The organism is Rhodovarius sp. (assembly GCF_040399605.1).
GTDB classification, from domain to species: domain Bacteria; phylum Pseudomonadota; class Alphaproteobacteria; order Acetobacterales; family Acetobacteraceae; genus Rhodovarius; species Rhodovarius crocodyli_A.
This window is the reverse complement of the sequence record NZ_JBBARU010000002.1, coordinates 74690-93934: the sequence shown is the minus strand read 5'-3', so window position 1 is coordinate 93934 and position 19245 is coordinate 74690. Positions and strand designations below refer to the sequence as shown.

The 19245-nt window shown below is 67.3% G+C and carries 16 protein-coding genes; 6 read left to right on the top strand and 10 right to left on the bottom strand.

All coding sequences use genetic code 11. The features are described from left to right. Positions 1-2 precede the first annotated feature (2 nt). The 3 genes from ABWP84_RS01470 to ABWP84_RS01460 all read right to left on the bottom strand — a co-directional run bounded on the left by ABWP84_RS01470 (position 3) and on the right by ABWP84_RS01460 (position 4254). A complete protein-coding gene (locus tag ABWP84_RS01470; protein WP_353210212.1) occupies positions 3-1253 on the bottom strand; it encodes a DUF1796 family putative cysteine peptidase in 1251 nt (416 codons plus the stop codon). After that, entirely contained in the window at positions 1250-1867 is a 618-nt protein-coding gene (gene rpsD / locus ABWP84_RS01465) for a 30S ribosomal protein S4 (protein ID WP_353210211.1), read from the bottom strand. The genes ABWP84_RS01470 and rpsD overlap by 4 nt, the downstream gene beginning before the upstream one ends. A 185-nt stretch (positions 1868-2052) precedes the next feature. Then, positions 2053-4254 carry a primosomal protein N' gene (locus ABWP84_RS01460; RefSeq protein WP_353210210.1) on the bottom strand — a complete coding sequence of 734 codons (2202 nt, stop codon included), beginning with the start codon at positions 4252-4254 and terminating at the stop codon, positions 2053-2055. A gap of 70 nt (positions 4255-4324) precedes the next feature. Between ABWP84_RS01460 and fsa the strand changes: the two genes are divergently transcribed. The 4 genes from fsa to ABWP84_RS01440 are packed head-to-tail and all read left to right on the top strand — an operon-like array spanning position 4325 to position 7372. Beyond that, positions 4325-4978, top strand: a complete 654-nt coding sequence (gene fsa / locus ABWP84_RS01455) for a fructose-6-phosphate aldolase (RefSeq protein ID WP_353210209.1) — start codon at positions 4325-4327, stop codon at positions 4976-4978. Then, complete coding sequence (locus ABWP84_RS01450; protein ID WP_353210208.1) at positions 4975-5634, top strand: DUF484 family protein; 660 nt, start codon at positions 4975-4977, stop codon at positions 5632-5634. Before fsa ends, ABWP84_RS01450 begins: the two co-directional genes overlap by 4 nt. Further along, positions 5631-6563 (top strand): tyrosine recombinase XerC, encoded by a 933-nt coding sequence (locus tag ABWP84_RS01445; protein WP_353210207.1) that lies wholly within the window; start codon positions 5631-5633, stop codon positions 6561-6563. The genes ABWP84_RS01450 and ABWP84_RS01445 overlap by 4 nt, the downstream gene beginning before the upstream one ends. 35 nt (positions 6564-6598) lie before the next feature. Next, positions 6599-7372: an ATP-binding protein gene (locus ABWP84_RS01440; RefSeq protein ID WP_353210206.1), complete on the top strand. Its 774-nt coding sequence runs from the start codon at positions 6599-6601 to the stop codon at positions 7370-7372. Here ABWP84_RS01440 and ABWP84_RS01435 read toward each other — a convergent pair. From ABWP84_RS01435 to ABWP84_RS01415, 5 genes are all read right to left on the bottom strand, one after another. Further along, positions 7354-8286 carry an esterase-like activity of phytase family protein gene (locus ABWP84_RS01435; RefSeq protein ID WP_353210205.1) on the bottom strand — a complete coding sequence of 311 codons (933 nt, stop codon included), beginning with the start codon at positions 8284-8286 and terminating at the stop codon, positions 7354-7356. The two genes, ABWP84_RS01440 and ABWP84_RS01435, sit on opposite strands and share 19 nt — an antisense overlap. A gap of 19 nt (positions 8287-8305) precedes the next feature. After that, a complete protein-coding gene (gene cobT, locus ABWP84_RS01430) occupies positions 8306-10174 on the bottom strand; it encodes a cobaltochelatase subunit CobT (RefSeq protein WP_353210204.1) in 1869 nt (622 codons plus the stop codon). A 4-nt stretch (positions 10175-10178) separates the two neighbouring features. Then, positions 10179-11186, bottom strand: coding sequence for a cobaltochelatase subunit CobS (gene cobS, locus ABWP84_RS01425; protein WP_353210203.1), 1008 nt, complete (start codon positions 11184-11186; stop codon positions 10179-10181). A gap of 31 nt (positions 11187-11217) precedes the next feature. Next, positions 11218-11793, bottom strand: coding sequence for a DnaJ domain-containing protein (locus ABWP84_RS01420; RefSeq protein WP_353210202.1), 576 nt, complete (start codon positions 11791-11793; stop codon positions 11218-11220). Positions 11794-11875: 82 nt separating this feature from the next. Next, complete coding sequence (locus tag ABWP84_RS01415; RefSeq protein ID WP_353210201.1) at positions 11876-13138, bottom strand: glycosyltransferase family 1 protein; 1263 nt, start codon at positions 13136-13138, stop codon at positions 11876-11878. 126 nt (positions 13139-13264) lie between these two features. Between ABWP84_RS01415 and ABWP84_RS01410 the strand changes: the two genes are divergently transcribed. Both ABWP84_RS01410 and ABWP84_RS01405 read left to right on the top strand, forming a co-directional pair. Next, positions 13265-14695 carry a mannose-1-phosphate guanylyltransferase/mannose-6-phosphate isomerase gene (locus ABWP84_RS01410; RefSeq protein WP_353210200.1) on the top strand — a complete coding sequence of 477 codons (1431 nt, stop codon included), beginning with the start codon at positions 13265-13267 and terminating at the stop codon, positions 14693-14695. A gap of 50 nt (positions 14696-14745) precedes the next feature. Continuing rightward, entirely contained in the window at positions 14746-16515 is a 1770-nt protein-coding gene (locus ABWP84_RS01405; RefSeq protein ID WP_353210199.1) for a glycosyltransferase, read from the top strand. Here ABWP84_RS01405 and ABWP84_RS01400 read toward each other — a convergent pair. Together ABWP84_RS01400 and gyrB are read right to left on the bottom strand one after the other, a co-directional pair. After that, positions 16499-16762 (bottom strand): BolA family protein, encoded by a 264-nt coding sequence (locus ABWP84_RS01400; protein WP_353210198.1) that lies wholly within the window; start codon positions 16760-16762, stop codon positions 16499-16501. The genes ABWP84_RS01405 and ABWP84_RS01400 overlap by 17 nt on opposite strands. After that, positions 16759-19212: a DNA topoisomerase (ATP-hydrolyzing) subunit B gene (gene gyrB / locus ABWP84_RS01395; RefSeq protein WP_353210197.1), complete on the bottom strand. Its 2454-nt coding sequence runs from the start codon at positions 19210-19212 to the stop codon at positions 16759-16761. The genes ABWP84_RS01400 and gyrB overlap by 4 nt, the downstream gene beginning before the upstream one ends. Between the last annotated feature and the right edge of the window lie 33 nt (positions 19213-19245).

The following is a 19245-nucleotide window of genomic DNA, read 5'->3' as shown; positions in this document are numbered from 1 at the left end:
GTTCAGCCGCCCAGCGAGGGGGCGGCCAGTGCGGCGCGCAGCAGGACCACCTCATCGAGCATATCGCCTGGGTCGATGCCATTGATGGGGGCCAGCAGCCGCGCCCTGAGCAGGCGGTGGCTGCCATGGGCCATGGCTGGTTCGATCTCGGGGAATGGCCCCTGGCCCTGCTCGGGCAGCAGCGAGACCATAACGAATTGAAAGCTGCGGCCCTGGCGCTCCAGCAGATCGGCGGTCGCGCGGAATTCGCGCGCCGGGTCATCACCCTCGGGCACCACCTGGAGCAGGATTTTGCTCGACAGGCCCTGCATGGCTTGGCGGAAGCGGGTGACGCAGCGCGTCATATAGGCCAGCCCGCCCGGCTGGGTCATATCAGCGGCGTGCAGAATGCAAGGCTGGCGGTGGCGGGCCTCGTAGCCGGTGTGTCGGCACTGGTAGAAGCGGCCATCGGGGCGGTCGGCCGTGATGATGGGCTGCCAGGCTGCGGGATCGAGGAAGCTTGCGAAATCATCGGCGATGATCTCGCGGATCATGGCCGGGGTGGCGGAGAGCCAGTCAAGCGGCCCGCTCCAGCGGCGCAGGCCAAAGCGGCGCAGCATGGCGGCGGTATAGCCGCCAGCGCCCAGGCTGAGATGGCTGGTCATCTCCACGCCGCGCTTGGGCAGGTATTCGAGGCGGATGGCGCGCTGCTGCTCGGCCAGCATGCGGTGGCGCCATTCGGGGCTGCCCGTCACCATCATGACAAAGCGGCAGATGAAGGCGGCGAGGTCGGTTTCGCGATAATCCTGGAACATGGATTCGCGGAAGATGCGCATGCCCTCATCACCAACCGGGCGGGTCAGCAGGGCCTGAAACACCCCATTGGCGATGCCGGCAAACACCGCATCATCATCCAGGCGGCCGGGCGGTGTGGGCGGCAGCGTGATCTGGGAATTGAGGTGGGAAGCGGCCTCGGGCAGCGCCAGGAGATCGGCGATCACCTTTTCGGTCAGGCGATCCAGCGGCAGGGCTTCGGCAACCATCGCCCGCTCGGCGAGGATGAGTTCGAGGCTTGTGGCATCACGGCCAAGCAGCGCCCTGGTGGCGCCGGAGAGCACGGCCCGCGCGGTGCGGGCCTGCGGGGAAGTGGCGGCGGTGCCTGCCGCCATACCCGAAAAGCCGAAGGCCTGCCGCAGCCCGATACGCGGCTGGGCGGTGGCGGCAGGCCTCTCCCCGGTGGGGGGCAGAATATCCCCCACCGGGCTCTCGATCATCGGCTGTAGAACTCAACCACCAGGTTCGGTTCCATCTGCACCGGATAGGGCACATCGGAGAGCTTGGGGCTGCGCAGGAATTTGCCACGCATGGCGCGGTGATCGACCTCGATATATTCGGGGACGTCACGCTCGGCATTCTGCGTCGCATCGAGCAGCACGGTGAGCTGCTTGGACTTTTCCTTCACCTCGATCGTGTCGTTATCCTTCACGAGGTAGGAGGCGATGTTGAGGCGCTTGCCATTGACCAGGATATGGCCGTGATTGACGAATTGGCGCGCGGCGAACGGGGTGATCGCCAGCTTCATGCGGTAGATCACGCAATCCAGCCGGCGCTCCAGCAGGTCGATCAGGTTTTCGGAAGTGTCGCCCTTGCGGCGCACGGCTTCCTCGTAATATTTGCGGAATGTCTTCTCGCCGATATTGCCGTAATAGCCCTTGAGCTTCTGCTTGGCCATCAGCTGCACGCCGAAATCGGTCGGCTTGTTCTTGCGGCGCTGGCCGTGCTGGCCGGGGCCGTATTCGCGCTTGCTGATGGGGGATTTGGCGCGGCCCCAGAGGTTCACACCCAGGCGGCGGTTGATCTTGTACTTCGACTCTGCGCGTTTGGTCATGCGCTCACCCGGCCCGGAACACGGGCACGGTCCTTCTATTGATGCCTGCACCCTTGGGGGCACTTCGGCAGGTTGTCCCGGTAGTCCTGAACAAAAGCTCAGGCGTGCCGTCGCCCCGAAGGCGCAGCCTCATTCCCAGGAATGGCACGGCTATAGGGGGATCGGGGGCGCGTGTCAAAGCTGTGTCAGAGAAAACTGACCGGATCGACATCCACCTGCACCCGCACGGCGAGCGGCAGCTTGGCCCGCGCCAACCATTCGCGCAGCACGGGTTGCACCGCCACCCCACGCTCGGCCTTGAGCAGCAGGCGGTGCCGGTGGCGGCCGCGCAGCAGCGCCAGCGGCGCGGGGGCGGGGCCGAGCACGGTGATGCCCTGCCCGCCCGGCGCCAGCAGGCCGAGGTCGCGCGCCGCGCGGGCTGCCTCCTGCGGGTGTTCCGAGGAGACGATCAGCGCCGCCAGCCGGCCAAAGGGTGGCCAATGACCGGGCGCGCGCTGGGCCTTTTCTTCGGCCAGGAAGGCGGCGAGGTCATTGGCCATCAGCGCCTGCATCACCGGGTGGTCGGGCGCATAGGTCTGCAGCAGCACCTCGCCCGGTGCCTCTGCCCGGCCGGCGCGCCCGGCCACCTGGTGCAGCAATTGCACCGTTCGCTCGGCGGCGCGCAAATCGCCGCCGGCCAGGCCGAGATCGGCATCGACCACCCCCACCAGGGTCAGGTGTGGGAAGTGCCAGCCCTTGGCGACGATCTGGGTGCCGATGATGAGATCGACCTCACGCGCCTCGATCCGCCGGGCGGCTTCGGCCGCGGCGGCGGGGCCGGGGATGCTGTCGGAGGCCATGACCAGGCGGCGGGCCTCGGGAAAGAGCGCCGCCGCCTCCTCCTGCACCCGCTCGACGCCGGGGCCGATGGGCACCAGCGAATGTTCTGCCGCACAGCTAGGGCAATTCGGCGGCGTGGGCATGGCATGGCCGCAATGATGGCAGGCAAGGCGGCGCTGGGCGCGATGCTCGACCAGCCAGGCGGTGCAATTGGGACATTGTATACGGTGGCCGCAGCTGCGGCACAGCGTGAGCGGCGCATAGCCGCGGCGGTTGAGGAAGAGCATGGCCTGTTCCCCCCGGGCCAGGGTGGCCTTGATCGCCTCGATCAGCGGTGGCGCCAGGAAGCGGCCGCGCTCGGGCGGGTGCAACCGCAAATCCAGGGCGCGGACCGTGGGCAGGGCCGCACCGCCATGGCGGGCCGGCAGATCGACCACGCCATAGCGGCCGCTTTCGGCGTTGAAGATGCTCTCCAGGCTAGGCGTGGCGCTGACCAGCACACAGGCGGCCTGGGCGAGGCGGGCGCGCACCACCGCCATGTCGCGGGCGTGATAGACCACGCCCTCCTCCTGCTTGAAGGCGGATTCATGCTCTTCATCGACGATGATGAGCCCCAGATCTGGAAAGGGCAGAAACAGCGCGCTGCGGGCGCCGACCAGCACCGGCGCCGCGCCCTCGGCCACGGCGCGCCAGGTGTCGCGCCGGGTGGCCGGGGTCAATTCACTGTGCCACAGCGCGGGCGTGGCGCCGAAGCGGGCGGCAAAGCGCTCCAGCCATTGGGCGGAAAGGGCGATCTCGGGCAGCAGCACCAGCGCCTGGCGGCCGGCTCTGAGGCATTCGGCGATGGCGTCGTGATAGACCTCGGTCTTGCCCGAGCCGGTGACGCCGCGCAGCAGGGTGACGCTGAAGCCGCGCGCGGCCACCGCAGCGCGCAACCGCTCGGCCGCCGCCGCCTGGTCAGGGCCCAGGCTTGGCCCGGGATGGGCGGGATCGGGCGTGGCGAAGCGGGGCGCGCGGGGCAGCAAAGCGGGGACGAGCATGCCCCGATCGGCCATGCCGCGCAGCAAAGCGGGCGTGACGGCGGCGGCCTGGGCCAGGAGGTCACCCGCCATCGCACCCCCATCGGCCAGGGTGGCGAGCACCCTCGCGCGCTCGGGCGTCACGCGCTGGCCCTCAACCACGCCCAGCCGCCAGCCGGCACGGTGGCCCGGCGCCTCAAGCGCCGAGGGCGCGCTCATCGCCATGCGCAGCACCGCGCCGGTCGGGCTGAGGGTATAGGCGGCGACCCAATCGATGAAACGGCGCAGCGGGGCGCTCATTGGCGGCGCGGGCAGCACGGCGCGCACTGATTTGAGCCGGCGGGTCTCGATCGGCGCATCGGCGGGGCCATCCCACACCACGCCCAGCACGCTGCGCCCGCCCAGCGGCACTTCGACAAAATTGCCAAGCACGGCCAGGAAATGCTCCGGGAGAACGTAGTCATAGGCGGCGGCGAGTGGCAAAGGTAACACGACGCTCACCCGTGACGCCTGCGGAATGTCAATTGATTTGGCGGTTGGGGCTGTCATCGGCTATGCTTGTATAGATCGGCACGGCATGCGGGCAACGCAACGGCCAATTAGGAAGCGAAGCATAACGATGAAGTTTTTTGTGGACACGGCGGATGTGTCTGAAATCCGCGCCATGGCGCAGACCGGCCTGCTCGATGGTGTGACCACCAATCCGAGTCTGATCGCCAAATCCGGCCGCAAAATGGCTGAGGTGATTGCGGAAATCTGTGCGCTGACCAATGGCCCGGTTTCGGCCGAAGTGACGGCGACGGATTTTGACACCATGCTGGCCGAGGGACGGTATCTGCGCGCCATCGCGCAGAATGTCTGCGTCAAGGTGCCACTGACGGAGGCGGGCCTGCGCACCTGCCGCGCCTTGGCCGATGAAGGCACCAAGGTGAATGTGACGCTATGCTTTTCCGCGGTGCAGGCGCTGCTCGCGGCCAAGGCTGGCGCCGCCTTCATCTCGCCCTTTGTCGGCCGGCTGGATGATATCGGCCAGGATGGCATGCAGTTGATCGCCGATGTCGTACAAATTTACCGCAATTACGCGTTTTCGACCGAAGTTCTGGTGGCCTCGGTGCGCCATCCGGTGCATGTTCTGACCGCAGCGAAGCTTGGCGCACATGTCGCGACCATGCCACCTGCTACGATTCGTGCCTTGTTCAAGCATCCATTGACCGATCGCGGCCTGGAAGCATTCCTGGCGGATTGGCAGAAGACAGGACAAAGCATCCTATGAAACCGCCTCGCGGAAGCACGTTGAACCGGCAGGCGGTTGACGCCCAGGCGGTTGAGGCTTGGTTGCGCGATCATCCCGATTTTCTGGCCCAACGCCCGGACCTTTATCTGGAATTGGAACCGCCGCAGCGCGTGCATGGCGAGCGGATGGCCGACCATATGGCAGCCATGCTGGCCGCGGCCCGGGTGCATGTGCGCGAAGTGGATGCCGATATGCAGGCGGCGCTGAGCACCGGCCGCGCTGGCCTCGGCCTTGCGTCGCGCGTGGGTGATGCGGTGCTGGCGCTGATGCGGGCACCCGAGCCGCTGGAATGCATCCGCCACGAATTGCCCGCCTTGCTGGGGGTGGATTGCTGCCATCTCGGCTGCGAGACCACGGCGCGCAAGAATGTCTCCCGCCTGCCGCCGGGCACGCTCAACCAATTGCTGCCGCCGGGGCGTGATGCGGTGGTGCGGGCGACGCCCATGCATGCGGAGTTGCTCCATCGCGAGGCCGCGCCGCTCATCCGCCGCGATGCGCTCGCGCGGGTGCCCGCACCGGGCGGCCAGCCGATGCTTTTGGCGCTTGGTGCGCGCGACCCTGATGCCCTGCCGAGCACGGGTGCTGAGAGCCTGGCCTTCCTGGGCCGCGCCGTGGGGGCCGCGCTGGCGCGGTGAGCCCCGATGTGCTGGCCTTCCTGGCCTGGATGCGTGACGAACGCCGTGCCAGCCCGCACACCATTGAGGCCTATGGCCGCGATATTGCCGATTTTCTGGGTTTTCTGACCGGCTACCAGGGTGCTGAGCCGGATGTGGCGGCGCTGGCGGCGCTGCGGCCGACCGATTTGCGCGCGTTTTTGGCAGCGCGTGGTGGCCAGGGTGCGGGGGCAGCCACCCGGGCGCGGCAATTATCCACCATTCGCAGTTTTCTGCGTTTCCTCGCGCGGCGGCATGGCTTGCAGCCCCTGGCGCTGGCCGGGTTGCGCGGCCCTCGCCTGCCCCGCCCGGTGCCGCGGGCCATCGCGGCCGAGCAGGCCATCGCGCTGGGCCAAGAGGTGGGACTGGTGCATGCCACGCCCCGGGCGGAGCGGGGGGGGTTCCAGGCGGCGCGGGACATCGCGCTGTTTACCTTGCTCTATGGCTGCGGGCTGCGCATTGCCGAGGCGCTGGCGCTTGATATTGGCGATGCGCCACGCCCCGGTGAGGACGCAGCGCTGCGGGTGCTTGGCAAGGGGGGCAAGACGCGTCTCGTGCCGGTGCTGCCGGCGGTGCGCGCGGCCATGGCAGGATGGCTGGCGCATAGGCCCGATGCCGCGCCGGAGGAGCCGCTTTTCCTCGGCGCCCGCGGCAAGCGGCTGGACCCGGCCATCGCGCAGAAATCCATGCGCGATTATCGGCGGCTGGCGGGGCTGGCCGAGCATGCCACGCCGCATGCGCTGCGCCATTCCTTCGCCACCCATCTGCTGGGGGGCGGTGCCGATTTGCGCGCGATTCAGGAATTGCTCGGCCATGCCAGCCTCTCCACCACCCAGCGCTACACCAATGTGGACGCGGCGGCGCTGCTGGCGACATGGCAAAAAAATCACCCGCGCGCCGGGCGGGCTTAACCTTTGCTTCAACCCATCGGCCGCAGAATGCGGCTATGGACGCCATGCTTTATCCCGCCGGGCTGCTGACGGCCCTGGCTTTTTTCGCAAGCCTGATTGCGGCCGGCCTGGGGGGGTGGGCCCTGCGCGGCCGGGCGGGCGTCAGGCAGCCGCCACCGGGGCCGCGGCGGCTGCTCAGCCAGGCGGCGATGGAGACGCAATCCATCGGCCTGGCACTGCGCCGCATTGCCGGCACGCGCGGCCGCTGCGCGGTGGAGACCCATGCGCTCGCGCTGCAATTGCTCGATGTGTCGGACCAACTGGACGACATGCTGGCCAATAGCCATGGCCCGCGCCACCTGCATGAGGAAAGGGTGGCGCTGCTGCCGCTGGTGGAGGATTGCCTGGCCACGGCGCGGGTTCAGCTTGGGCCCGATGCCCGGCACTGCCGGATCCATGCCTCGCTGGAGGGTGTGGCGCTGCATGGCGATGGCCGGGCGCTGCGCGGGGCTTTGGTGCAGGTGCTGCTGCGCGCCGCCCGGCTGACGAATGCCGAGGACGTGATCGAGATGCGCTTTGGCCGCCTCGGCGGCCTGGTGGCCATCATCATCGAGGATGAAGGGGTTGGTGCGCCGGCGGGTGATCTGATGGCGCAGGCACCGGCGCGGGGCACGCGCGGGGTGGGCTTTGGCCTGGGCCTGGCGCGCAGCCTGCTGCAGGCGCATGGCGGTGATCTGGTGTTCGAAAGCACCTCGGGCGTGGGCACCCGGGCCTGGCTCACCCTGCCGGAGAGCCGGTTGCTGAGCGTGGTTCAGCCAACCCAGGCATAGAGCATAAAAAGGCTGCGCTGAAAGGCGTTCTCATTATCGTCGCTGATCAGGCCGATCCAGAGCGCGCCGCCGCGGCGCAGCACGGTCACACCCTCCCAATTCTCCGCCGGGCCATCGGGGGGCAGGTTGAGCAGGGTCTCGCCGGCGATCGGCTCCGCGCCGCGCAGCGCCGCCGCATTCACCCGCACCAGACGGGCGGAGAAGCCGCCCTCGAGCAGTGCGAAGCGGCGCTCAAGCACCAAGGCGCCGCCATCGGGCAGGCCGGCGGCATCGGTCACGGCAAAGCCAGCCGCTGGGCGGTAGCGAATCGGTCGCCAGGCGCCCGGGCCGCCAATCCAGCCCTGGCGCAGCGAGGCATCCGTCGGGTCGTTGAGAAATTCGGTGATGGCGAGAAGCCTGCCATCGGCCAGGAAAGCCAGCGCCTCCAGCCCGCCATTGGAGGGGGCATTGGCCAGGCCGGGCGGGGCCTCGAAATAGGCGCCGGGGGCATCGAGGCTGCGAAAGGCGCGAATGCGATGCCAGCGCTCGAAGCCCACCAGCCAGGAGCCATCAGGGCGGCGGGCCAGGGCCTCGGCATCGGTAGGGCGGCCGCGATTCAGCATTTCGCCGCTGCCATCGCGCAGCAAGCCGGTGGTGGCCGGGCCCAGGCCGGCTGGGGTTTCGCCGCGCAGCAGCAATTGGGCGCGGAACCAGCGCCCGGTATCGCTGATGGCGGTCAGCACCAGGGCATCATCCAGATGGAGCGCGGAAAGCCCGCCAAAGCCGAGCGCCTTGGTGTTTATTTCCAAAGCACCCAGCGGGCGGATTGGCCCTGGCAGCGCGGCGAGGCTGAGCGGCACCGCAAGTGGCCCGCCCGGCCCTTGGGCACAGGCGCTGCCGGACAGGGCGCTGAGCAGAAGGCCCCGCCGGCGCATCTTCAGCCCGCCCGGCGGGTCACAGAATGGAGGGTGCCCGCTCGGCGGCGGCGCGCTGCCAAGCGGCGGCGGAATCTTCGTCGAAGAGTTCCGTCAGCTTTTTCATCATCGTGCCGCCCAGTTCCTCGGCATCGACGATGGTGACGGCGCGGCGGTAATAGCGGGTGACGTCATGGCCGATGCCGATGGCGATGAGTTCGACCTGATCGCGCGCCTCGATGTCCTTGATCACCTCGCGCAGATGTTTTTCGAGGTAATTGCCGGGGTTCACGCTCAGGGTGCTGTCATCCACCGGCGCGCCATCGGAGATCACCATGAGGATGCGGCGATGTTCGCGGCGGGCGAGCAGGCGCTTATAGGCCCAGGCCAGCGCCTCGCCATCGATGTTTTCTTTTAGCAGACCCTCGCGCAGCATCAGGCCGATATTCTTCCGCGCCCGGCGCATCGGCGCATCGGCCGGCTTATAGACCACGTGGCGCAGGTCATTGAGGCGGCCGGGGTTGCGCGGCTTGCCCTCCTGCACCCAGCGCTCACGGCTTTGGCCGCCCTTCCAGGCGCGGGTGGTGAAGCCCAGGATTTCGACCTTCACCGCGCAGCGTTCCAGTGTGCGGGCGAGGATATCGGCGCACATGGCGGCGACCGTGATGGGGCGGCCGCGCATGGAGCCGGAATTATCGATCAGCAGGGTAACAACGGTGTCGCGGAAATCGGCCTCACGCTCGCGCTTATAGGAGAGCGAGATGGTGGGGTTGGCGACGACGCGGGCGAGGCGGGCGACATCGAGCAGCCCCTCCTCCAGATCGAATTCCCAGGCGCGCTGCTGTTGCGCGAGGAGGCGGCGTTGCAGGCGATTGGCCAATTTGCTGACCACACCCTGCAGATGCTGCAATTGCTGGTCGAGCTGCTGGCGCAGGCGGGTCAGTTCTTCGGGGTCGCAGAGGTCATCGGCTTCGACCACCTCGTCGAAATTGGTGGTGAAGGCGCGGTATTTGCTGCCGTCATCGACATGGGGGATTTCGCGGCGCTGCTGCGGGCCGCCGGGCTTGTCGTCGCCCTCGGCGGAGGCGCCTTCTTCCTCGGATTCCTGGGCCTCTTCCTCGGAGGCATCGCCTTCCATGGTTTCGGGCTCGGCGCCCGACATGGCTTCCTGTTCCTGGGCCTGCGCCTCGCCCTGGCTGGACTGGTCCTGCTGGGTCTGGTCGTCGCCGCCCTCGTCGCCCTCGTCATCCTGCTCGGCTTCGCTCTCCAACTCGGCTTCGGCCAGGTCGAGTGCTGTCAGCAATTTGCGGGCGGCGCGGGCGAAGGTTTCCTGGCTATCGGTGGAGGAGACGAGTTCCTCCATCGCGGCTTCGGCCTTTTCGTCCAGCGTGCCGCGCCATTCGTTGAGAATGCGCTGCGCCGCCTGGGGGGCGGGCTTGCCGGTGATACGCTCGCGCGCCAGCAGGCTCAGCGCCGCATGCAGCGGCAACTGGTCCTTGCGGGTCATGCGGTCATAGCCCTCGGCCTCGCATTCCTCGTTCAGCCGGACATGGAGGTTGTGGGCGACGCCTTCCATATGGGCGGCGCCGATATGCTGGACGCGCACATCTTCCAGCGCGTCGAAGACCTCGCGGGCTTCCTTGCGGGAGGGCATGCGGGCGGCATGCGCCCCTTCATTGTGGTGGCGCAGTTTCAGGGCCAGCGCATCGGCAGCGCCGCGCAGCTTGGCCATTTCGGCGGGGGGGAGGGAGCGGGTGGGCAGGGGCAGGCGGGCGCGCTTACCGGCCAGGCCGGCGGGGCCGGGCTGGAAGGCGACCTGCACCTCCTGCTGTTGCGCGATGGCGCGCAAGGCGCCGGCGGTGGCGCGCTTGAATTCTTCCTGACGGGTCAGGTCCTGCTTGCCGCTCATGCCCTTATCCCGCCTTGCGCAGCGTGGTCCCCATCGGCAGCTCCTCGTTGAAGCAGCGCTGATAGTATTCGCCCACCGTGCCGCGCTCCGCCTCGTCGCATTTGTTGAGGAAGGTGACGCGGAAGGCGAAGGCGAGGTCACCGAAGATCCGGGCATTATCGGCCCAGGTGATGACGGTGCGCGGTGACATCACGGTGGAGATGTCGCCGGCGATGAAGCCGGCGCGGGTGAGGTCGGCCAGCGCCACCATGGCTTGGACCTGCTTTTTCATTGCCTGGTCATTCTCAGCGCCCAGCTTGGCCAGCACGATCGCCACTTCCTGGCCATGCGGCAGGTAGTTGAGCGTGGTGACGATGTTCCAGCGGTCCATCTGGCCCTGATTGATCTGCTGCGTGCCGTGATAGAGGCCGGTCGTATCGCCCAGGCCCACCGTATTGGCGGTGGCGAAGAGGCGGAACATCGGGTGCGGGCGGATGACCCGGCTCTGGTCGAGCAAGGTGAGCTTGCCCTCCACTTCGAGCACGCGCTGGATGACGAACATCACATCCGGCCGGCCCGCGTCATATTCATCGAACACCAGGGCGCAGGGATGCTGCAGCGCCCAGGGGAGGATGCCCTCGCGGAATTCGGTGACCTGCTGGCCATCCTTGAGGACGATGGCGTCCTTACCGATGAGGTCGATACGGCTGATGTGGCTATCCAGGTTCACCCGGATGCAGGGCCAGTTCAGCCGCGCCGCCACCTGCTCGATATGGGTGGATTTGCCGGTGCCGTGATAGCCCTGGACCATCACGCGGCGGTTATGGGCGAAGCCGGCGCAGATCGCCAGCGTCGTCTCACGGTCGAACTGATAGGTGGGGTCAAGCTCGGGCACGTGTTCGGTGCGCAGCGAGAAGGCGGGCACCATCATGTTCACGTCGACGCCGAAGACATCGCGCGCATTCACCGAGGTGTCGGGCATATTGATCATGCTGGTGGGGCTGATGTCGGACAATGCGGCTACCTTGTTCATCGGGACGTTGGAAGTTTTGTAAGCCAGGGTTCTATCGGGCGGAAGCCTGCACCCCGGCCAGTTTGTGACGCAAGAGCGAATAGGCGCGATTGATGTCCTTCAGGCGGTCTTCCGCGCTGCGGTCGCCGCCATTGGAATCGGGGTGATAGCGCTTGGCCAGCTCCTTGTAGCGGGCTTTGAGGGCCAGGCTGTCGGTTGGCCAGCGCAAATCCAGCAGGTCGAGCGCGGCGCGCAGTTCGGGCGGTGGCGCATCGGGGTTGGGGGCGCGCTTGGTGGGTTGGGCGGTGCCGTTGAGGATGCCGAAAGGGTCGCGCAGCAATTCCGGGTCCAGCCGGCCATGGCCCAGGCGGCCAAGCGGCCAGGTGGGCCTTTGCCAGCCGGTGTCCTGGCGAAGAGATGCCTCGATCTGGTCGGGCGCCATGCCCTTATAGAAATCCCAGGAGAGGTTATAGGCGCGCACATGGGCCAGGCAGAACCACCGATATTCGCGCAGCCGCGAACGGTCCTTGGGCGCGCGGTATTCGCCGGGCTCCGGGCAATCCGGGGCTTCGCAGGGGCGGCTCGGTGCGGAAGGGTCGGGGCGGCTCTTCGCCCTTGGTCGCGCCATGACGTCGTTATGGGGCTGGTGCGCCGGCCCGACAACCCGGGTCCGGCGGATCCGCCCTGCCCTGGCGGCGACCAATCGCCCCTCAATCGGCCAGCAGGCCAAGCCGGGCATGCAGCGCGGCCAGCCGCGTGGCATAGCGATCAGGGCTGAAAAACTCGGCCCGGCGCGGCCCCGCAGCGGCGAGGCGCGCGCGCAATTCTCCATCGCCATCCAACGCGCGCAGGGCCTCGGCCAGGGCAGTGACCGAGTAGGGGTCGGCGCATATCGCGGCATCGGCCACGATCTCGGGCATGCAGGATGCGGTGGAGGTCAAAACCGGCGTGCCGAGCGCCATGGCCTCCATCGCCGGCAGCCCGAACCCCTCATAGAGACTCGGGAAACACACGGCGCGGGCGCCGCGCACCAGGGCCATCAGATTGGGCCGCGGCACATGGCCGAGCAGCCGCACCCGGCCCTGATGGCTGCTCTCCCGCCCGGCAAGCGCTGCGAGTTCTGCCTCCCACAGCCAGGCCTTCTTGCCGGCGATGATCAGCGGCGCGGCTATGTCGGTCGACAAATAGGCCTCGATCAGCCGACGGAGATTTTTTCGCGGCTCGATGGCCGCATAAAACAGGAAATAGCCCTGCGGCTGCAGCCCGAACCCGGTCATGAGCCGCGCCGCCAGGGCCGAAGGGGAGAGCGCCAGGGCTGCCACGTCAGGCGCGACGCCGAGCCAGGTATTGGTCACCCGCTCCGGCGCGATGCCCATGATGCGAATGATATCGGCGCGCGACCATTCGCTGATGGTGACGATATGGGCCGCATGCTCGCCGATCAGCCGGGTCATCGTCGCATGGGCGGCTTGGTTGGTCAGTGTCGTCTCGGGCATGACGAGCGGGATGAGGTCGAGCACGGAATAGAGGTTGGGCACGCCTTGCAGGCGCAGCGGGGTGGGGAAGGTCCAATGCATCACCCGCGGCGTCAGGCCGGGCGGCGGGCGCAGCGGCAGCAATTGGCCATGCCGGCGCAGATGGAGATGGGCGAGGCCCACGCAATCGGGCGCATCAAAACCCAATGTGGTTGGCGGCAACCCAGGCAGGGCGGCGGGGGTCGGGCGCAGATTCACCACGCCGCCACGCAGCCTCACCCCGGCATGGGCAGCGAGACGCCGGGCCAGGCGCAAACCCGCGCCAATGCGCCCGGGCGAAGCGGGGCGGCCGTAATCCGCCCCGCTGATCACCCCGGGCACAAAACCCTGCCCAGCAACCGCCTCGGCCATGCCGCGGGCATAGGTCGCGATGCCAGTGCCTTGCGCCATGGCAAGGTTGTGGCCATCGAGCAAATAAAAGCCGCGATCTGTTTGCAATCTTGCCATGAACAGGCCCTAAGCGAATCGTCAGTGAGCCTACTGCTCTTCCAGCGTCAGGCAAAATGCTGCAAAAACCCATGGAATTTCCCCCGACCGTTCAAGCCCAGGATAGAACGACCGCATATGAGCATCTCCAGCACGAAGATTATCCCGGTCATCCTCTCGGGCGGCACGGGCAGCCGGCTATGGCCCTTGTCGCGGGAGACCTATCCCAAGCAATTCTGGCCGCTGGTGGGCAGCGAGACCATGCTGGCGGCGACAGCGCTGCGCGCAGCGGGGCCCGGCTTTGCCGCCCCCATTGTGGTCTGCAACGAAGCCCATCGCTTTCTCGCCGCCGAGCAATTGCGCGCGGCGCGGGTGGAGGGTGCGCGGATTTTGCTGGAACCCGCCGGCCGCAACAGCGCGCCCGCCATCGCCGCAGCCGCCGTTCTGGCGGAGGAGACAAGCCCCGGCGCCATGCTGTGGATCATGCCGGCCGATAGCGCCATTGGCGATGTGCCCGCACTGCATGCGGCCCTGGCACAGGCGGTGACCGCCGCTCAACTCGGCCGGATCGTCACCTTCGGCATGCGCCCCACCGCGCCTGAGACCGGTTTTGGCTATATTGAATCGGGGGCGGCGCTGGATGGCGCGCCCGGCGTGCTCGGCTTGGAGCGCTTCGTCGAGAAGCCCGATGCCGCCACCGCGCAGCGCTTTCTCGATGGCGGCAAGCATCTGTGGAACAGTGGCATGTTCGTCGCCCAGGCGGCGACGCTGCTGCGCGAATTGCAGCATTTTGCCCCCGAACTGCTGGGCGCGGTGCAGGATGCGCTCACCAAGGCCACGCGTGACCTCGATTTCGTCCGGCTCGACACCGCAAGCTTCACCCGCGCGCCTTCGATTTCAATCGACTATGCGGTGATGGAGCGGACCAAAAACGCCGCCGTTGTGCCGGCCTCGCTGGGCTGGTCCGATGTCGGCAGTTGGGATGCGCTGTGGCAGATCGCCGAGAAGGACGTCCAGGGCAACCACGCCCAGGGGCCGGTCCATCTCGTGAACGCGAAGAATTGCTATATCCGCAGCGAAGGGCTGCTGACCGGCGTGGTCGGCCTCGAGGACGCAGTGATTGTGGTGACCGATGACGCCGTTCTGGCGCTGCATCGTGACCATGCGCAGGATGTGAAAAAACTGGTCGAGCAATTGCGCGCGGCCGGCCTCAAGCAGGCCACTGAGCATCGCCGGATGTATCGTCCCTGGGGCCATTATGAGGGGCTGATCCAGGGCAACCGCTTTCAGGTCAAGCAAATCTCGGTTCGCCCCGGCAGCAAGCTGTCGTTGCAGAAACACTTCCATCGGGCCGAGCATTGGGTGGTGGTGAATGGCACTGCCATCGTCCAGCGGGATGATGAGCGCATCATGCTGCGCGAGAATGAGAGCGTGTATCTGCCGCTGGGCTGCGTCCACCGGCTGGAAAACCCCGGCATGATCCCTCTGACCCTGATCGAGGTGCAGGTGGGCAGCTATCTGGGCGAGGATGACATCGTGCGAATCGAAGACACCTATGGGCGGGCTTGAGTAGCCCGCTGATGGGCCTGGCCGCTTATAAGCCGGGCCTGCACGGCTAGATGCCCATTGCCGCCGATATCACTGATCTGCTGGCGGGGTTTCGGCATAGCCGTTCGCCCAGCGGGGTGACACGGGTGCAGACGCGGCTGCTGGCCGCGGGCGAGGGGCTGTTTGATCTGGTGGCGGCGGCGCCGGGCGATGGCGTCTGGCGGCGTTTTCCGCGGCTCATGCTGGAGCGTCTGCTCGCCGCCACGCTGCGGCCTGGCGGGCCGAAGGAGCCCGATTGGCAGGCCCTGGTCGATGACGCCGAGGCAGCGCTGGCTGCGGGGGAGGCATGTGAATTCGCCGCTGGTGACTGGCTGCTGGGCGCCGGCACGGCCTGGTGGTTGCCCGGCCATGCCGCGCGGATCATGGCGCTGAAGCAGCGGACGGGCCTGGGCTATGCCAGCTTTGTCTATGATCTTCTGCCATTGCTGGTGCCTGAGCATTGCGAGGAATTGCTGGTGCGCAGCTTCGCCCAGCATTTCGCCACGCTGTGCCTATTGGCCGACCATGCGGTTTGCATCAGCGAGAGCGTGCGGGTGGATTTCCAGCTCTGGCAGAAACGCCTGCTGCCGGAGCTTGCCATTCCCGCCAGCGTGCTGCGACTGGATGCGCGGTTTGACGTGGCAGCGCAGCAAGCGGGGCTGGTGCCGGCAGAGCGCTTTGTGCTGGCCGTGGGCACGGTGGAGTCGCGCAAGAACCAGTTGGGCCTGCTGCGGGCCTGGCTGCAATTGATCCGCCACCATGGCGAGGCCGCGGTGCCGCGGCTGGTCGTGGTCGGGGTGCATGGCTTCCTGGCCGATCAGGTGCTGCAACTGCATCGCGCCGCGCCGCAATTGCGCCGCAAGGTTGAGTTGCGCCCGCTGGTGCCCGATGGCGAATTGCAGGGGCTTTATGCCGGCTGCCTCTTCACCATCTTCGATTCCCATGCCGAGGGCTGGGGGCTGCCGGTGACCGAGAGCCTGGGCCAGGGCAAGGTGCCGGTGGTGGCCGATATTGCCGTGCTGCGCGAATCGGGCGGCGCGCACGCGGTTTATGTCGAGCCGGAGAATGTCCCTGCCCTGGCGGCGGCGGCGTGGTCGCTGATCAGCCAGCCACAGGCGCTTGCCGCGCGGGAGGCGGCGCTGCGCGCCACGGTCCGGCTGCGATCCTGGCGCGAATTGGCCGAGGAATGCGCCGCCTTCCTGGCCCCCGGCCCACCGCCCGCCCCTGCCCTGCCGCGTGACCGCGCGAGGCTGGCTGAGGACATGCTGGTTTATGGCGGCCTGCCGCCCATGCCTGATCTGCCGCAACTGCACCCTGCCGCCGCCAGCAGCGGCGCGCTGCAACGGCTGGGTCAGGGTTGGTCGCATCAGGAGGAATGGGGAAGCTGGGCGGTGGCGGATGGCCCGGCCCTGCTGCGCCTGCCGCTAGACCCCGGCTGGCGCTGCCCGGAATTGAGCGTGTTGCTGGTGGTGATGGCACCACCTGGGGGCCATGCCGGCCGCGCCCGGCCGCAGGGCGGGGCATGGTGCGACTGGGTGCTGTTGGGCTCGGGCATTGGCGAATTGCGGGTGGATGCGCCCTGGCCGGTGGATGACGTGCTGGTGCTCGAATTCGAGGTGGGCGCTGGGGTGATTGTGCCGCCGGATGAGCGCAGGCTCGGCTTTGGTATCATGAGCCTGCGGGTGGTGCGGCAATTGCCCGCAGAGGCGGGATCGCCGCCGGGCGCCGACGCTCCGCCAGTCTGGCAACCACCCAGGCAGCCGAGCATCTCAGACCGGTTGCGATTTACCCGGGAGGATTGAGCTTTAGCGCCAGGGCATGCAAGCCGGTGGTGAATTCCTCGGCCAGGGCCTCATTCACCATGCGGCTGCGCGCCACCCGGTTGAGCCCGACGAAGGCGGCACTTTCCATCACCACGGTGTAATGCGTTTCACCACCCGGGGCTGCGCCGGCATGGCCGGCATGCTGGGCGCTGTCATCCTGCACCACCAGCCTTGTGGGGGCGAAACGGGCGGTGAGGGTGGCGTGGATGCGTTCGGCGCGGCTCATACGTCGAGATTCGCCACTTTGAGCGCATTGCCCACGATGAACTCGCGCCGGGGTTCGACCACATCGCCCATCAGGGTGGAGAACACCGTCTCGGCATCCTCCACATCATCGACGCGCACTTTCAGCAAGGTGCGGGCCTCGGGGTTGAGGGTGGTGTTCCAGAGCTGCTCGGGGTTCATCTCGCCCAGGCCCTTGAAGCGCTGGATGGTCAGGCCGCGGCGGCCCTGGGCGATGATGCGGTCGAGTGCGGCCATCGGGCCGCGCGCCACCACCTCGGTGCTGTCGAAGAAGAGCTTTGCCGGTTCGGCAAAATCGGTCTCGAAGATTTTGCGGCGCTCATCCAGCCAACGCGCATCGCCGGTGTGCAGCAGGGCGGCACTCAGCGAGAAGCGCTCAGTCACGCCGCGCACCACGCGGGCCAGGTTGATCGCCCCGCCATCGATGCTGGCCATCCAGCCACGCTCGGCGGGCGGCGCCATGGCATCGAGCCTCGCTGCGAAGACCTGCGCAAGCGCCAGATCAGGCTCGGCGCGCAGGGCGCCGGCCATGGCCGCCTGTTCGATATATTCCGAGGGCAGATTGCCGGAGAGGCGCTTGATGCGGCCGGACATTTGCCGCAGCACCTCGACCTCATCGGCCAGCGCCGCACCTTCGAGCAGCCGGCCATCGGCAAAGGCCAGCCGGGCATTGGACAGCGCCTTTTCGAGGAGGAAATCCTCCAGCGCGCGGTCATCCTTCAGGTATCGCTCATCATTGCCGCGCTTGGCGCGGTAGAGCGGCGGCTGGGCGATGTAGAGATAGCCGGCCTCGATCAGCTGCGGCATCTGGCGATAGAAGAAGGTGAGCAGCAGGGTGCGGATATGCGAGCCATCCACATCGGCGTCCGTCATGATGACGATGCGGTGGTAGCGCAGCTTGTCGAGTGAGAAGCCGCCCCGGGAGGGCTCGCCCGGGCCGATGCCGGTGCCCAGTGCGGTGATCAGCGTGCCGATTTCGGCCGAGGCCAGCATCTTGTCGATGCGCGCCCGCTCCACATTCAGGATTTTGCCCTTCAGTGGCAGGATGGCCTGATTGGCGCGGTTGCGGCCCTGTTTGGCGGAGCCACCGGCGCTGTCACCCTCGACGATGAACATTTCGCATTTGGTCGGGTCACGCTCCTGGCAATCGGCCAGCTTGCCGGGCAGCGTGCTGAATTCCAGCATGTTCTTGCGGCTGACCTTGTCCTTGGCCATTTGCGCCGCCTTGCGGGCCACGGCCGAGAGCACGACCTGATCGAGCACGACCTTCGCCTCTTTCGGATGCGTCTCGAACCAATGGCTTATGGCATCGGCCACCGCCATATGGACCACCGGCTGCACCTCGGAGCTGACCAGCTTGTCCTTGGTCTGCGAGGAGAATTTCGGGTCAGGCACCTTCACCGAGAGCACGGCGGTGAGGCCCTCGCGCATATCCTCGCCGATCAGCTCGACCTTTTCGCGCTTGGCCAGATCCTCGGCGAATTTCATCACCACCCGGGTGAGTGCCTGGCGGAAGCCGGCCTGGTGGGTGCCGCCATCGCGCTGGGGGATATTGTTGGTGAAGCAGAGCGCCAATTCGCGGGGGGAATTCGTCCACCACATGGCCAGCTCGACGCGAATGCCCTCGCTCTCCTTCGAGATCAGCGAGATGGGCTGGCGGAACAGCGGCTCCTTGCCCTTGTCGAGCCATTCGACGAAGGCGACGAGGCCGCCATCGAATTTGAATTCCGCCCGCTGGGCCGGCACTGAGCGGTCATCCTGCACGGTGATGGCGAGGCCGGAATTGAGGAAGGCCAATTCGCGCAGCCGGCGCTCGAGAATGGCGAAGTCGTATTCGACCTTGGTGAAGGTGCCCGAGCTGGGCTTGAAGGTGACCTCGGTGCCATTGTGGTGGTCGGACGGGCCAACGATGCGCAGCGGCTGCACCGTCTCGCCATGCTCGAAGCGGATGAAATGCTCGATACCGGCGCGCCAGATGCGCACCTCCATCCATTCCGACAGCGCATTCACCACGGCGGCGCCCACGCCATGCAGGCCGCCGGAGACCTTGTAGGAATTCTGATTGAATTTGCCGCCGGCATGCAGACGGGTCAGCACCACTTCGGCGGCAGAGACGCCTTCTTCAGCATGCATATCAACCGGGATGCCGCGGCCATCATCGGTGACGGTGACCGAGCCATCGCCGTTGAGCAGCACATCGCAGCGGCTGGCGAAGCCGGCCTGGGCCTCATCCACCGCATTATCGATGATCTCGAAGGCCATGTGGTGCAGGCCCGAACCGTCATCAGTGTCGCCAATATACATGCCAGGGCGTTTGCGCACCGCCTCAAGCCCGCGCAGCACGGTGATGGAGGAGGCGCCGTAATCCTCGCCGGCGGCGGCGTTATTGGCCTCTTCCGGGGTGGGACCGGGGGTGGGGGTGGAGTCACTCATCTGTGGCGAAAAACCCTTGGAAAAAACGGCCCT

Excerpts from the sequence above, each read along its gene's own strand:
- ABWP84_RS01470 (WP_353210212.1), bottom strand. The coding sequence starts at position 1,253 with ATGATCGAGAGCCCGGTGGGGGATATTCTGCCCCCCACCGGGGAGAGG.
- rpsD (WP_353210211.1), bottom strand. The coding sequence starts at position 1,867 with ATGACCAAACGCGCAGAGTCGAAGTACAAGATCAACCGCCGCCTGGGT.
- cobS (WP_353210203.1), bottom strand. The coding sequence starts at position 11,186 with ATGAACAAGGTAGCCGCATTGTCCGACATCAGCCCCACCAGCATGATC.
- gyrB (WP_353210197.1), bottom strand. The coding sequence starts at position 19,212 with ATGAGTGACTCCACCCCCACCCCCGGTCCCACCCCGGAAGAGGCCAAT.
- ABWP84_RS01435 (WP_353210205.1), bottom strand. The coding sequence starts at position 8,286 with ATGCGCCGGCGGGGCCTTCTGCTCAGCGCCCTGTCCGGCAGCGCCTGT.
- cobT (WP_353210204.1), bottom strand. The coding sequence starts at position 10,174 with ATGAGCGGCAAGCAGGACCTGACCCGTCAGGAAGAATTCAAGCGCGCC.
- ABWP84_RS01450 (WP_353210208.1), top strand. The coding sequence starts at position 4,975 with ATGAAACCGCCTCGCGGAAGCACGTTGAACCGGCAGGCGGTTGACGCC.
- ABWP84_RS01460 (WP_353210210.1), bottom strand. The coding sequence starts at position 4,254 with ATGACAGCCCCAACCGCCAAATCAATTGACATTCCGCAGGCGTCACGG.
- ABWP84_RS01405 (WP_353210199.1), top strand. The coding sequence starts at position 14,746 with ATGCCCATTGCCGCCGATATCACTGATCTGCTGGCGGGGTTTCGGCAT.
- fsa (WP_353210209.1), top strand. The coding sequence starts at position 4,325 with ATGAAGTTTTTTGTGGACACGGCGGATGTGTCTGAAATCCGCGCCATG.
- ABWP84_RS01420 (WP_353210202.1), bottom strand. The coding sequence starts at position 11,793 with ATGGCGCGACCAAGGGCGAAGAGCCGCCCCGACCCTTCCGCACCGAGC.
- ABWP84_RS01440 (WP_353210206.1), top strand. The coding sequence starts at position 6,599 with ATGGACGCCATGCTTTATCCCGCCGGGCTGCTGACGGCCCTGGCTTTT.
- ABWP84_RS01400 (WP_353210198.1), bottom strand. The coding sequence starts at position 16,762 with ATGAGCCGCGCCGAACGCATCCACGCCACCCTCACCGCCCGTTTCGCC.
- ABWP84_RS01410 (WP_353210200.1), top strand. The coding sequence starts at position 13,265 with ATGAGCATCTCCAGCACGAAGATTATCCCGGTCATCCTCTCGGGCGGC.